This is a genomic window from Nonomuraea candida, from assembly GCF_000725485.1.
GTDB classification, from domain to species: domain Bacteria; phylum Actinomycetota; class Actinomycetes; order Streptosporangiales; family Streptosporangiaceae; genus Nonomuraea; species Nonomuraea candida.
Map to the genome: position 1 here is coordinate 15133 of NZ_JOAG01000070.1, position 13693 is coordinate 28825.

At 75.0% G+C, this 13693-nt stretch carries 8 protein-coding genes; 1 reads left to right on the forward strand and 7 read right to left on the reverse strand.

All coding sequences use genetic code 11. From position 1 onward, the window contains the following. The first annotated feature begins 85 nt into the window (after positions 1-85). On the forward strand, positions 86-4654 hold the full coding sequence (locus IO39_RS40960) for an nSTAND1 domain-containing NTPase (RefSeq protein WP_157549637.1): 4569 nt from the start codon (positions 86-88) through the stop codon (positions 4652-4654). Positions 4655-4776: 122 nt separating this feature from the next. On the opposite strand, the gene IO39_RS40965 is transcribed toward IO39_RS40960, so the two are convergent. The 7 genes from IO39_RS40965 to IO39_RS40990 all read right to left on the reverse strand — a co-directional run. Then, positions 4777-5661, reverse strand: coding sequence for an alpha/beta fold hydrolase (locus IO39_RS40965; RefSeq protein ID WP_043636118.1), 885 nt, complete (start codon positions 5659-5661; stop codon positions 4777-4779). 330 nt (positions 5662-5991) lie between these two features. Next, the gene (locus IO39_RS40970) at positions 5992-6963 is read right to left on the reverse strand and encodes a glycoside hydrolase family 113 protein (protein WP_043636120.1); all 972 of its coding nucleotides are present in this window, start codon (positions 6961-6963) and stop codon (positions 5992-5994) included. Between the two features lie 84 nt (positions 6964-7047). Further along, positions 7048-7353 (reverse strand): hypothetical protein, encoded by a 306-nt coding sequence (locus tag IO39_RS55405; RefSeq protein WP_157549639.1) that lies wholly within the window; start codon positions 7351-7353, stop codon positions 7048-7050. 58 nt (positions 7354-7411) lie between these two features. Continuing rightward, positions 7412-7768 carry a hypothetical protein gene (locus tag IO39_RS40975; protein ID WP_043636122.1) on the reverse strand — a complete coding sequence of 119 codons (357 nt, stop codon included), beginning with the start codon at positions 7766-7768 and terminating at the stop codon, positions 7412-7414. 189 nt (positions 7769-7957) lie between these two features. Further along, positions 7958-8539, reverse strand: a complete 582-nt coding sequence (locus IO39_RS40980; protein WP_043636124.1) for a TetR/AcrR family transcriptional regulator — start codon at positions 8537-8539, stop codon at positions 7958-7960. A gap of 36 nt (positions 8540-8575) precedes the next feature. After that, the gene (locus tag IO39_RS40985; RefSeq protein ID WP_043636128.1) at positions 8576-10105 is read right to left on the reverse strand and encodes an MFS transporter; all 1530 of its coding nucleotides are present in this window, start codon (positions 10103-10105) and stop codon (positions 8576-8578) included. Positions 10106-10436: 331 nt separating this feature from the next. Continuing rightward, on the reverse strand, positions 10437-13693 hold a 3257-nt coding region (locus IO39_RS40990), incomplete at its 5' end, for an AfsR/SARP family transcriptional regulator (RefSeq protein ID WP_043636153.1).

The following is a 13693-nucleotide window of genomic DNA, read 5'->3' on the forward strand; positions in this document are numbered from 1 at the left end:
CGTCCTCGGTAACTCTGACCATGGAGCCGTGCGGCGCCTAAGCTGGCGTCGGCGGGAACGAGCGTCGCGCGGCCGGGAGCAGCCTGTGGACCTGCGGGAGGAAGGGCCGTCTCAGCCGTCGTCCGGGGCGGGCGGCGACGGACAGTCGCCCGAGCAGGTCGCGACGGACAGGGACGGGCTGTCGCCTGAGCAGGTTGCGGCGGCTCAGGAGGGGACCCGTGCCTGGGTGCGGCGGACGGCCGTGCGGGGGCTGGCGTGGGCGACGCCGCGGGCGCTGCTCGCGACCCTGTGCGCCAGTGCGCTGGCTCCGCTGGCGCTGGCCGAGCCGGGGCCTGCGGTGCTGCTGGCCGGGATCGGGGTGCTCGGGTCGGTGGGCGGCAACGTGCTGTCGGGCGTGCTCAGCGCCGCCCTGGACGCCGCCCGCGCCCGCACGCGCGGCGCCGGAGAAGGGGAAGAGGACGGCGCCGACCTCACCGGCGGAGAGGCGGGGGAGACCGGCGGTGCCGGGCCCGGGGAGCCGCGGGAGACTGGCGGGGAGCCGGGGAAGGCCGGCGGTGCCCGGCTCAGCGGCGAGGAGGCCCGGCTGGCGCGCGTGGAGCGGGAGCTGGCGGTCCGGCTGGAGGAGGTGCTGCGGGCCGGCGACGCGCGGGCCGAGGCGCTGGCGGAAACGCTGGCGGCGTCGCTGAACGCCGTGGACGCCACCCGGACGGCGATCAGCGAGGCGCTCGCCGGCGGCCAGGCGCGGCTGCTGGAGGAGATGGTGACGGGCTTCGCCGAGCTGGGCCGGCAGAGCGCCGCGCTGGAGCCCATGCTGGGCCGGCTGGACGTGGCGGCGGAGCAGATCCAGCAGGCCCTCTACCGCCAGGACGCCGAGCGCCGGGTGGATCGGGCGCACGCGCGGCAGCAGGCCGCGCTGCTGCTGGGGATGCGTGACCAGCTGAGCGACCTGGGGCGGCGGCTGGCCTCGGGGCCGGGGGCCACACCGGTGCAGGAGGCCAGGTGGAGCGGCGGGTGCCCGTACCAGGGGCTGGCGCCGTTCGGCGCGGCTCAGGCCGGGGTGTTCTACGGGCGGGGCGAGGCCACCGCCCGGCTGGTCGCCATGGTGGACGACGGCCGGCGCGACGGGGGCGGCCTGATCGTGGTGACCGGGGCGTCGGGGGCGGGCAAGTCGTCCTTGGTGCACGCCGGGCTGCTGCCCGCGCTGGAGGCCGTACCGGGTGGGTGGCCGCAGGTGGCCTTCACGCCCGGGGTGCGGCCGTTGCAGGAGCTGGCGGTGCACCTGGCGGTGCGCTGCGGCGCCGATCCCGACGTGGTGCTGGAGGAGTTGCGCGAAGACCCGGCCCGGGCCGCGGCGCGCGCCCGCCAGGTGCTGACCGCCGAGGCGATCCGCCGCCGCCAGCAGGGCGGGAACGGCGACGCGCCGCGCCGGCTGGTGATGGTGGTCGACCAGTTCGAGGAAGTGTTCACCCTGGCGCCCGGCGAGGCGGAGGCGTTCGTGTCCGCCCTGGACGCAATCGCCACCGGCCACGACGGCGGGGCGGCGGAGCCCGCGCCGAGTGTGACCGCCACCGGGCATGGCGGCGGCGGGGCGGAGCCGGCCGGGACGGTGGTGGTCGCGGTACGCGGCGACTTCGTCGATCGGTGCGCCGCGCTCCCGGCGCTGGCACGGGCGCTGGAGGAGCGCGTGTTCGTGCTCGGCCCGATGAGCGAGGCGGAGCTGCAGCGGGCGATCACCGGGCCCGCCGCGGCGGCCGGCCTCGTGGTGGAGGACGGGCTGGCCGAGCAGGTCGTACGAGAGCTGGCCGGCCACCTCCAGACCCCGGCAGCCGCCGGGAGCGGCGCGGTGGGGGCGCTGCCGCTGCTGTCGATGGCGATGGTGCGCACCTGGCACAACCGGCAGGACGGGCGGCTGACCAGGCAGGGGTACGACCGCTCGGGCGGCGTGGCGTCCGCCGTCAACGACGCGGCCGAGGACGTCTACACCGGCCTGTCCCCCGGCCACCAGGAGCTCGCCCGGCGGGTCACCGTCGCGCTCACCCTCACCGGCGCCGACGGCCGGATCGCCCGCCGCCGTCTGAGCGCCGGCGACCTGGCCGCCCTCTGCGCCCCGCACCGGCCGGAAGCCGTGCACCAGGTGATAGCGGCGTTCACCAGCGCCCGCCTGATGGTCGCCGTGTCCGCCTCCGGCGCGGGAACGGTGGAGCTGGCCCACGACGTGCTGGTGACCGCGTGGTTGTGGCTCCGCTCCTGGCTGGCCGAGGAGCACACCGATCGGGTCCTGCACGGGGAGATCGAGGGTGACGCCGCCGAATGGGACGGCGCGGGCCGCGACTCCTCTTTCCTCTACCGCGGCACCCGGCTGGAGAGCGCTCAGCACGCCGTCGCCCGCTGGCGCGCCGAGCCCGAGCGCCATCTCGGCCTGACCGGCCCGGCCGAGGACTTCCTGCGTGCCGGCATCGAGGCCGGCGTGCGGAACCGGCGTCGCCGGCAGGGCGTGACCGCGCTGCTGGCGGCGTTGCTGGTGATCGCGGTCATCACCGCGATAGGCACGGTGCTCTCCGGCCAGGACGCCGCCCGGCAGCGCGATCTGGCGCTGCGCCAGAAGGCCGAGGCCGTCTCCCGCCAGCTGGCGGCGGACAGCCGATCCCTGCGCAACGACCCGGCGACCTCGGCACGGCTGGCCGCGGCCGCGCTGGCCATCTCGGACACCGCCGAAGCGCGGGCGAGCATGTCCGCGCTGCTCAGCCGGCCCATCCGGGCCGTGCTGAAGCACCAGGGCGCGGTGCGATCAGTGGCCTTCAGCCCCGACGGCACCCGCCTGGCCACCGCGGGGAACGACGGGCTCCGGCTCTGGGACACCGCGACCAACCAGCAGATCGGCAGCACGATCACGGTGCCCACCGGCGCGATGTCGTCGGTGGCGTTCAGCCCGGACGGCAGCCGCCTGGCCACCGCGGGGCCCGACCAGCTCGTACGGCTATGGGACCCGGCCACCCTGCGGCAGGTCGGCAAGACGATCACGGGGCACACCGGCGAGGTGCATGCGGTGGCCTTCAGCCCCGACGGCAACCGCCTGGCCGCCGCCGACGAGGAGAGGACCATCCGGCTCTGGGACCCCGCCACCCAGCAGCAGCTCGGCCGGCCCCTCATCGGCCACGACCACGCGGTGTACTCCGTGGCCTTCGACCCCGACGGCAGCCGCCTGGCCAGTGCCGGCAGCGACGGGACCGTACGGTTCTGGAACACCGCCACCTACCAGGGGATCGGCACCATCCAGGCCCACGAGGGCTCGGTGACGTCGGTGTCCTTCAGCCCGGACGGCAGCCGCCTGGCCACCGGCGCGCACGACGGGATACGGCTCTGGGACGCCGACGACCGCACGCCGGTCGGCCCGCCGATCACCAAGGCCGCCGACGTGGGGGCGTCGGTCGCCTTCAGCCCCGACGGCAGCCGCCTGGCCGGCGTCGAGGACGACGGGACCGTACGGCTCTGGGACACCACCACCCGCCGACAGGTCGGCCCGCCCCTCACCGGCCACGAGGGCTCGATGATGGCGGTCGCCTTCAGCCCCGACGGCACCCGCCTGGCCACCGGCGGCAACGACGAGACCGCCCGGCTCTGGGACCCCGTCGTCCATCGGCAGGCCGGCGCCCCGCTCACCGGCCATGAGGGCCCCGTGTACGCGGCCGTCTTCAACGCGGACGGCACGCGCGTGGCGAGCGCCGGAGACGACGGGACCGTACGGCTCTGGGATGCGGCCACCCGCCGGCAGATCGGCGTCCCGCTCGAAGGCCACGACGGCTCGGTGACGGCGGTCGCCTTCAGCCCCGACGGCGGCCGTCTCGCGACCGCCGGCAGCGACGGGACCGTACGGCTCTGGGACACCGCCACCCACCGGCAGATCGGCGTCCCGCTCGAAGGCCACGACGGCTCGGTGACGGCGGTCGCCTTCAGCCCCGACGGCACCCGCCTGGCCAGCATCGGGATGGACATGACCGTACGGCTCTGGGACACCGCCACCCACCGGCAGGTCGGCGCGCCGATCACCGGCCAGGCGGCGATGGAGGGGACGGTGGTGGCCTTCAGCCCCGACGGCAGCCGTCTGGCCACCCCCGGGCTGGGCCCGGTCATGATCTGGGACCTGGCCACCCGCCGGCAGGTCGGCGTCCCGCTCAGCGGCCACGAGTTCGTGACGTGGATGGCGTTCAACCATGACGGCACCCGCCTCGCGACCAGCGGCACTGACAGAACCGTACGGCTCTGGGACCTGGCCACCCACCGGCAGCTCGGCACCCCGCTCGACGCCCCGCTCACCGGCGGTGCCGCCACGGCGGCGTCGGTCGCCTTCAGCCCCGACGGCCGCCTCCTCGCCGTCACCGGAGACGCCGAGATCTGGCTCTGGGACGTCGCCACCCGGCAGGAGGTCGCCGGCCCCATCACGGGGCACGACGGCGGGGTGCGCTCCGGGGCCTTCAGCCCGGACGGCAGCCGCTACGTCACCGCCGGGTACGACGGGACGGTGCGGTTGTGGAACCCGGCCCTGCCGCGAGACCTGCGCCGGGCGGTGTGCGGGGTCGCGGGCCGGTCGTTCACCGAGCAGGAATGGAAGCAGTACGTCCCCGACGAGCGGTACCGGCCCACCTGCCCCCGCTGAAGGTCCTCGCCCATCGCTTCGGTCACCACTCAATCAGGCCGGTGGAACGGGGCCGCGTGCTCGGTTCGGCGCGGCCGGGGCCTGCAGGGCCGCGGGCGAGGAGGACCTGCGGCGTGCGCGGCTCACCGCGTGTCCCCGGTCCGGTCCAGGAAGTCGGCGATCAGCGGGGCGATCTCGGGCAGGTGGGTCTCCAGGGCGAAGTGGCCGGTGTCGAAGAGGTGGAGCTCGGCGTCGGGGACGTCGCGCAGGTAGGCGCGGGCGCCGGGCTCGGGGAAGAACGGGTCGCCGGTCCCCCAGGTGATGAGGGTCGGCGGGGTGTGCTCGCGCAGCCACGCCTGCCAGGCGCCGTAGCGTTCGACGTTGGTGTGGTAGTCGAAGGCCAGCGCCACCTGGGCCTCCTTGCGGCCGGGCAGGTCGAGGAAGTGCTGGTCGAGCGTCCAGCCGTCCGGGGCGATCGTGGCGGGGTCGCCGACGCCGGTCTCGTACTGGCCGCGCGTCCCTTCCAGGGTGAGCAGCTTCCGTACGGTCTGCTCCGCACCCGGCGTCTCCGGGCGCAGGGCGATGAAGTCGCGGGCGCCGTCCGAGAGCCCTTCCTCGTAGGCGTTGCCGTTCTGCACGACCAGGCCCGCGACCCACTCGGGGTGCCGTCCGGCGAGGCGGAAGCCGACCGGGGCGCCGAAGTCGAACACGTACATCACGAACCGGGTCAGGCCGAGGCTCTGCACGAACCCTTCGGTGACGTCGGCGAGCCGGTCGAAGGAGTAGGTGAAGCCGTCGGGCGCCTCGGTGTGCCCGAACCCGGGGTAGTCGGGCGCGATGAGCCGGTACCGGGCCCCGAGGACGTCGATGAGGCGGCGGAACTGGTGCGAAGCCGACGGGAAGCCGTGCAACAGCAGCAGCACCGGCGCGCCGGCCCGCTCGGGCAGCGACTCCCGGTAGAAGACGCGGACGCCGGCGACGTCGACGTGGCGATGGGCGATCCGGGCGATTTGCGGCATGGTCGTCATCGGTCTCTTTCAGGGGTTGAGGGGGAGGTCGCCGCGGTGACGTGGCGGTCGGGCTCCGGCCGGCGAATAGAACGGCACAAGCCGTGCCACACGAACGCGGACAGCAGGGCAAGCCCGCTCGCCCTGCTGTCATCGCGGCACGTGCCGTTCCATTATGGGCGAGCACCGCGAACGACCGCCGCGCGGCCCCGATCACCTCTCAGCGGCACACCCCTTCGACGACACGAGACCACGCGCCAGCTCCGCGGTCGTGACGCGCTCCTCCCCGATCGGAGGCGGGCCGAACGACCCCTTGACGTCCCGGTACGGGGAGGACGACGGCCGAACGGGTCAGCCGGCCGCGTAGCGGCGGGCCACCTCGTCGAACGCCTCCTTGCGGGCCCAGCTCCCCGGCTCGCCCGGCGCCACCTTGACCACCCCGAACCCGGCCATGTCGAGGTCGTCGCGCGGGTCCTCCCGGTGGGGGAAGTCGGCCATGGCGAAGGTGAAGACGAAGCACCCGTGCACGCCGTGCCTGCCGTAGAGCTCGATCAGCTCGGCCAGGTAGCGCGCCTGGGTGCCCTCGTCACGCACGTGCCCGGCCTTGACCCTGGGCGGGTCGGCGAACCAGTTGACGATCAGGAACGACCCGGGCCCCCGCCGCTCGGCCCCGACGTGCGCCCCGCAGCCGAACTCCGTGATGACCACCGGCTTGCCGGCCTCGCGCAGCAGCGCGCGCAGCCTGGCCTCGTACGCCGCCGGGTCGGCGCCCATCCGGTAGAGGTTGACGCCGGCGAGGTCGAAGGCGGACCAGTCGACCTGCTCCCAGTAGCCCGCCGCGTAGGTGACCGGGCCGCGGAACTCCCTCCGTACGGTGGCCAGGGCCGCGCCGAGCAGCGCGCCGAGCTCGCGGGTGATGCGGCGCCGGAAGAAGCGCCCCCAGCGGATGAGGACCCGGAGCCGGAAGAAGACGCCCGGCCCGGGGACCATGCCCGCCATGGTGACCGAGAACTCCGTGCCGAGCACGAACGTCACCCGGTCCGGATGCCGCTCCCGCAGCGCCTCCGCCGCGCCCGCCGTACGGGCGAGGCCGGCGAGCAGTTCGGCGCGGGACCGGCCGGCCAGGTCGGGCCGGAGGTAGACGCCGAGCCCCGCCCCGAGCGCGGCCTCCGCCGCCGTGAGCAGGGCCCGTTCGTCCTTGCCGATCAGCATCACCGCGGTGCAGTGCAGGTCGTCCCTGATCACTCGCAGGTCCCGCCGTAAGTCGGGGCCGGGCACGCCGTCGCATGCGTAGGAGATCCCTTTGACCTTCACCCCTGCCACGCCATCGACCCTACCGACCGGCGACGGCCGGTGGCTGTCGCCGCTGTGGCGGTAGGGCCGGCCTTCGACCCGCGCGGGGCAGCATCAGCCGGCAGAACCCGTCCCTGCCGGCCGGCGCCGGTCACCTGATCCGGGCGGCACCGCGGGCGGCACCGCAGGCGGCACTGCGGGCGGCACCGCGGGCAGCACCTTGACCATCGCCGCCTCGCAGTTGACGCACGTCGCGTTGGCCCACGGCGGCATGCTGCACAGACCGCGATAACGCCAGGACACGGTGTCGCCGCCGTGGCCGTCGTCGCAATGGCGGGCTTCGTACTCGTCCTGCCAGACGTGGGAACAGTGCTGGCAGATGAACGTCCAGATTTCCGAGAACACGTCGGTTTCGCGCATGGCGAAGCACCCTTCGAGCTTGGTGCGGATGACTGGCGGTCGAGGAGGTACCGCGGGTCTATACGCGCCAGACGCTCAGCCGGACCAGCCGCTCCGTGTGCCCGTCCCCTCGGGTGGGAACCTCTTCGAGCACGGCCTGCGCCGCCCTGACGGTGTGCGCGGGCGGCCCGCCGGCGAGCACCGCGCACACCGGCCCTCCCGTGGCTCGCGGCCGCTTCACGGGCGAGCGCGGGGGACAGCGCGGGCCGGGCTCGTCGGTGCTGGGCTCCTCGTCGAAGTGGACGGACGAGGCCGCCCGGACCGGCTCGGCCGCCGGGGCCGGAGAGCAAGGCGACCACAACGCCACGCCCAACCAGAGCGCGACGAGCACGACCAGCCACCGCGCCGGACAGGCGTGCGAGCGGTATGTGATCATGACATCACCTTGAGTGACCTCGTTCGGGCGTACTCCATCCCCCATGGTTAGTATCCACAGGTCAGGCGGGCTAATCGCGGCCGGGCCCGCTGTCCGTCCGGAGTGCGGGTCGCCGGCGTCCGCCGGGCGGCGGCGGTCCGCTGTCCGTCCGGAGCGCGGGCCGCCGGCGTCCGCCGGGCGGCGGGTCGGTCAGGAGGCGGCCGTGGCGTGGTGCGCGTGGACGGCGCGGGCCAGGATGCGGTGCACGTAGCCGGTGTCGGCGGGGGCGTTGTCGATCAGGATGGCGGTGCACAGGCCGTCGGAGGCGGCGACGAGCGCGGCGATGGCCTCGGGGTCGTCGGTGAGCGTGGCCGCGAGCTCGGCGACGTCCTCCCGCCACCGGCGGGCTACGGGCGCCAGCGCCGGGCGGCGCGCCGCCAGGGTGGACAGCTCGCGCTCGGCCAGGGCGCGCTCGCGGCCGGGCCCGGCGGATTCGACGATGAGCTCGGCCAGAGCGCGGAGCTTGTCGCCGGGGCCGTCGATGATCTGGCGGATGCGGGCGGTGTAGGTGTCGGCGACGCTGGACAGGGCCGCGACGAGCAGGTCGTCGAGGGTGGCGAAGTAGTAGGTGCTCAGGCTGGTGGTGATGCCGGCCTGCTTGGCGACGGTGCGGTGGGTGACTCCCGCGGCACCGTCGCGGGTGACGACGGCGAGGGTGGCCTCGATGATCTCAGCGCGGCGCCGGTTGCCCCGGGCCTTGCGCCCGTCGATGTGCTCGCCCTCGTCGTTCATGCTCCCCTCCCGTGCGTTCCAGGGTAGTCGAGCGCATCACCGCTGCTCCGTCCCGTCGTGCTGATCCTCCCCGAGCGGACGCACATGCCGCAGTGCCGTCAGGCAGAGCACGGCCGCCGCGACGATCGCGACGCCGGCCACGGCGGAGGCGATGTTCACCCCGCCGGTGAACGCCCGCTGCGCTTCCCGCAGCACGTGGGCGGGCACGTGACCGGCGACCGACAGCGCCCCGGAGAGGCTCTCGGTGAGACGCCCCTCGATCTCGGGCGAGAGGTTCGGGGGAGCGGCCATGCGGGTGGTGTAGAGGACGGTGGTGAGGCTGCCGAGGACGGCCACGCCGACGGCGATGCCGAGCTCCTGGACGGTCTCGGACATCGCGGCGGCCGATCCGGACTTCGCGGCCGGCGCGGCGCCCACGACCATGTCGGTGCCGAGGGCGGCGATCGCGCCGAGGCCGAGGTAGACGAACGCGAACCCGGCCACCACCTCCACCGCGTCCCCGGTGCCCGCGGTGGCCAGCAGCGCGTACCCGATCACCGAAAGGCCGAGCGTGATCGCCATGACGAGCCCCGGACGCATCCGCCTGGCGATGAGCGGCGTGCCGATCGCCGCGGCGAACATCGCCAGCGCCGGAGGTCCCATCCACAGGCCCGCCGCGAACGGCGTCAGGCCCTCGACGAGCTGGAGGTACTGGGTGACCAGGTACATGGTTCCGCCCACCCCGACCAGCCCGATCAGCAGCACGGCCAGCGCCACGGAGAACGCCCGGCTCGTGAACAGCGTGACGTCCAGGAGCGGCGAGGCCAGGCCGCGCTGGCGGCGCACGAAGACCACCCCGGCCACGGCGCCGAGGACGGCGAGGATCATCGTGCCGAGGTCGGGGCCGTGCGCCGCGGCGTGCTTGATCGCATAGATCACCGGCAGGATCGCGGCCAGCGACAGGGCGACACTGGCCAGGTCGAGGCGGCCCGCCTGCGGGTCGGCGTACTCGGGCAGCAGCGCCCGCGCCCCGGCCAGCACGACGACCGCGATGGGGGCGGCGAGCAGGAACGCCGCCCCCCACCAGAACGTGTCGACCAGAGCGCCGCCGACCACGGGCCCGGCGGCCATGCCCAGGGCGAACATCGTCGCCCAGATCCCGATCGCGACGGCGCGCTGCCGCACGTCGGCGAACATGTTCGAGATCAGCGACAGCGTCGAGGGCATCAGCGTGGCCCCGGCCACGCCCAGCAGCGCCCGGGCGAGGATCAGCAGCTCGGCATTGGGGGCGAAGGCCGCGAACACGGAGACCGCGGCGAACGCGGCCGTCCCGATCATCAGCAGGCGACGCCGTCCGATGCGGTCGCCCAGGGTCCCCATGGTGATGAGGAACCCGGCGATGAAGAACCCGTAGGCGTCCATGATCCACAGCGTCTGCGTCGCCGATGGCTTCAGGGCCTCGGCCATGCTCGGAAGGACCAGGTACAGCACGGTGACATCCAGGCCGAGCAGCACCGTCGGCAGCGCCAGCAGTCCCAGGCCCGCCCACTCACGCGGGCCCGCTCGCCGGGCCGTGACTTGTGGCATGACACCCTCCTTCGACACGATTACTTGGACGATAGTACAACTAGTACTATCGTCCAAATATATGCCGGGAAGGAGTGGGTGCCGAAAGCACGGAAGCTTGTCGCCCGTTCCGGCCGCAGCGGCCGGCGGTGCCCGGCCTCCGGTGAGGAGTGGTGAGCCGACCTGACCGGCGGCAAGCCGGAGCACCGGATGTCCGGCCTCCGGTGAGGGGCGGTGAGCCGGCCTGACCGGCGGCAAGCCGGAGCGCACCAGGTGCCCGGCCTCCGGTGAGGGGTGGTGAGGGCCGGCCGGCCGCGGGCCAGGGACTCCGGCTACAGGTCCCGGCGTCCCGTCACGCGTCGAGCCGCTCCGCGCCGTCGTCCGGGCCCAGGGCCACGCCCTGGTCGAACGCGGCCTCGAAGCCCGCTTCTCCCAGCGCCGCCCGCAGCACGGCGCTGATCCGGTCCACGTCACCACGCTCGGCCGCCGGCAGCGGGGCGCCCGCCGAGGCGCGGGCCGCGGCCGCCGCACCCAGCAGGCGCGCGGCCCGCACGGGGTGTCCGGCGAGGGCCCACGCCCCGGCGAGCCCCTCCCTGGCCAGGGCGACCGCCCGGGGATCGCCGGTGTCCCGGGCCGCGGCCAGCCCCTCCAGGTGCAGCGCGCGTGCCGCCTCCGCGTTTCCGCGCAGCTCCGCGACGAAGCCGAGCTCGGCCAGGATCAGCGCCGCACCGTACTCCGCGTCGAACTGCCGGTTCCACTCCAGCCAGCGGCGCAGGTACGACTCCGCCCGGTCCAGCCGGCCCTGCCGGCGCGCCCCCAGGGCGAGCCCGATCTCGGCGAACTCCTCGGCCGGCCGGTCTCCCTGCTCGACGGCAAGACGCCGGCCCCGCTCGTGGAACTCCTCGGCCCTGGCGTGGTCGCCGGTCAGCAGGGAGATCCTGCCGAGTTCGGACCAGCGCATCGAGGCGTCGGTCCACAGCCCCAGGTCCTCGGTCATCCGCAGCCCCTCCCGGTGCAGGTGAGCGGACTGCGGATAGTCGCCCTCGATCTCCGCGACCCGCCCGAGCACGGCCGTGGCCTGCGACTGCCCCCACCGGTCACCGGTCTCGCGGAAGAGCGCGAGGCTCTCCTCGGCCGCGCGCCGGGAGGCCTTGAGATCGCCGCACACGTACGTCTGCATCCCCCGGGTGCCGAGCCCGGCCGCGAGCGCCCAGCGGTCGCCGAGCGCGCGGGACTCGGCCAGCACCCGGTTCAGCAGCTCCTCGCCCACCGCGAAGTCCCCGAACCGGGTGACCGCGAAGCCGAGCAGCCAGCCCGCCCTGGTCCGCTCGTGCGGGTCGCGGATGCCCTCGTACACCTCCAGGACGGCGCGGCTGTGGCGGGCCGGGCCGTCGGGGGCGCCCGACAGCAGGCTCATCCCGGTCTGCCAGGCCACGGTCCCCGAGCGGTCCGGCGCCCGGCCGGCCGCGGCTCCCTCCGCCGGGTCCGCCGCGTCCGCATCGTGTCCGGGAGGATCCTGCGGCTGGGCGAGGGCCAGCGTGAGGTAGCGGTTGGCCTCGGTGAGACGGCCGCGCAGGAACCAGTACCAGGTCATCGCGTGGACGAGCCGGCGCAGCAGCCGGGCGTCGCCGTCGGCGGCGGCGCTGTCGAGGGCGCTGCGGAGGTTGGCGGCCTCGGCGTCCAGGCGGCGCAGCGCGTGCTGCTGGCCGGCGCCGCGCAGAAGGGGGTCGGCCCGCTCGGCGAACGCCGCGTAGTAGCGCGCGTGAGCGCGGCGTACCCGCTCGTGCTCGGACTCCCGCAGCCGCTCCAGGAGGTACGCCGAGACCGACTCCAGCAGCCGGTACCGAGGGCCGTCGGCCTCGTGGGAGACCAGCACGAGGGAACGGTCGACCAGGCGGGTCAACAGGTCCAGCACCTCGGCGGGCTTCACGCCCTCGCCGGCGCAGACGGCCTCGGCGGCCTCCAGGGTGCAGCCGTCGGAGTGGACGGCGAGCCGGCGCAGCACCGCCTGCTCGGCCGCGGTGAGCAGCTCCCAGCTCCAGTCGATCATCGCGCGCAAGGTCTGCTGCCGCGCGGGGGCGCCCCGATGGCCGCCGGTGAGCAGCCGGAACCGGTCGTCCAGACGCCTGGCCAGCTCACGCACGCCGAGCACGCGCACCCGGGTCGACGCCAGCTCCAGGGCCAGCGGGATCCCGTCGAGCCGGCGGCAGATGGCGGCGACCGCCCCGGCGTTGTCCTCGGTGAGGTCGAAACCGGGCGCGGCCGCGGCGGCACGCTCCAGGAACAACCGCACCGCGCTCGACCCGCGCAGCGCCACCGGGTCCGCCGAGTCCCCGGACAGGTCGGGCGGGGGCAGGTCGAGCGGGGGCACTGTCCAGACCTGCTCCCCCGGAACGCTCAGCGGCTCCTGGCTGGTGGCCAGGATCCGTACGTCCGGGGCGTTCCGCAGCAGCGCCCGGGCCAGGCCCGCGGCGGCGTCGACGACGTGCTCGCAGTTGTCCAGGACCAGCAGCAGGCGCTGGGTGCGGAGCGCGTCGGACAGCCGGTCGAGCAGCGTGTGCGGCCGCCTGCCCGGCAGCGGGCCGGGATGGGCGTCGTCCCGGATCCCCAGCGTCGCGGCCACCACCTCGGCCAGCTCGTCTTCCGTGGCCGGGACGCCGGGCTCGGTGGAGAACGCCTGCGCGGCCAGCTCCACCAGCCAGACACCGTCGGCGTAGGAATCGGTCAGGCCGGCGGCCACCTCCACCGCCAGGCGGGTCTTGCCGACCCCGCCGGGGCCCGTCAACGTCACCACGCGGCCCGCCGCGATCAGGGCGCGGATCCGCTCCACGGACTCCGACCGTCCGATCAGGCCGGTGGCCGGGGTGGGCAGGTTGTCGTGGCGGCGCGGGGCGGGCGCGGGCGCCGGGACGGCCCGCAGGGCCGGGTCCTGCCGCAGGATCTCCTGTTGCAGAGCGGCCAGTTCGGGGCCCGGCTCAAGGCCCAGCTCCTCCTCCAGACGGCGGCGCAGATCCTGGTAGCTGTCCAGGGCCTCATGGGCCCGGCCCGCGCCGTACAGGGCGCGCATGTGGGCCGCGCGCAGCCGCTCCCGGAGCGGGTGGCGGACGGTCAGGTCGCCGAGCTCCCCGGCGAGCAGGCCGTGCTCGCCCAGTTCGAGGCGGGCCTCGGCCTGCTCCTCCAGGGCCAGCAGGCGCCGCTCCTCCAGGCGCGTGATGGCCGGCCGCGCGAAGTCCTCGTCGGCGAAGTCGGCGAAGGCGGGACCGCGCCACAGCGCCAGCGCCTCGGTGAGCAGGCCGGCCCGCTCGCGGGGATCGGCGGTGGCACGGGCGCGCGTGGTGAGCGCGTCGAACCGGCCCGCGTCCACCGCGTCGTCCGCCACGTCGAGAACGTAGCCGGGGCCCCGGCGCACCACCAGCTCCCGTCCCCCGGCCCGGCCGAGCGCCCGCCGCAGCCGCGAGACCAGGGTCTGCAGGGCGCCCGTGGGATTCGCCGGCGCCGCGTCGCCCCACAGCTCGTCCACGAGCCGGTCGGCGGAGACCGTCTGTCCCCAGGACGTCAGCAGGGCCGCGAGCAGTGAGCGCACCTTCGACTCCGGCACCACCACGAGCT

Excerpts from the sequence above, each read along its gene's own strand:
- IO39_RS40965 (WP_043636118.1), bottom strand. The coding sequence starts at position 5,661 with ATGACGACCATGCCGCAAATCGCCCGGATCGCCCATCGCCACGTCGAC.
- IO39_RS40980 (WP_043636124.1), bottom strand. The coding sequence starts at position 8,539 with ATGAACGACGAGGGCGAGCACATCGACGGGCGCAAGGCCCGGGGCAAC.
- IO39_RS55405 (WP_157549639.1), bottom strand. The coding sequence starts at position 7,353 with ATGCGCGAAACCGACGTGTTCTCGGAAATCTGGACGTTCATCTGCCAG.
- IO39_RS40975 (WP_043636122.1), bottom strand. The coding sequence starts at position 7,768 with ATGATCACATACCGCTCGCACGCCTGTCCGGCGCGGTGGCTGGTCGTG.
- IO39_RS40985 (WP_043636128.1), bottom strand. The coding sequence starts at position 10,105 with ATGCCACAAGTCACGGCCCGGCGAGCGGGCCCGCGTGAGTGGGCGGGC.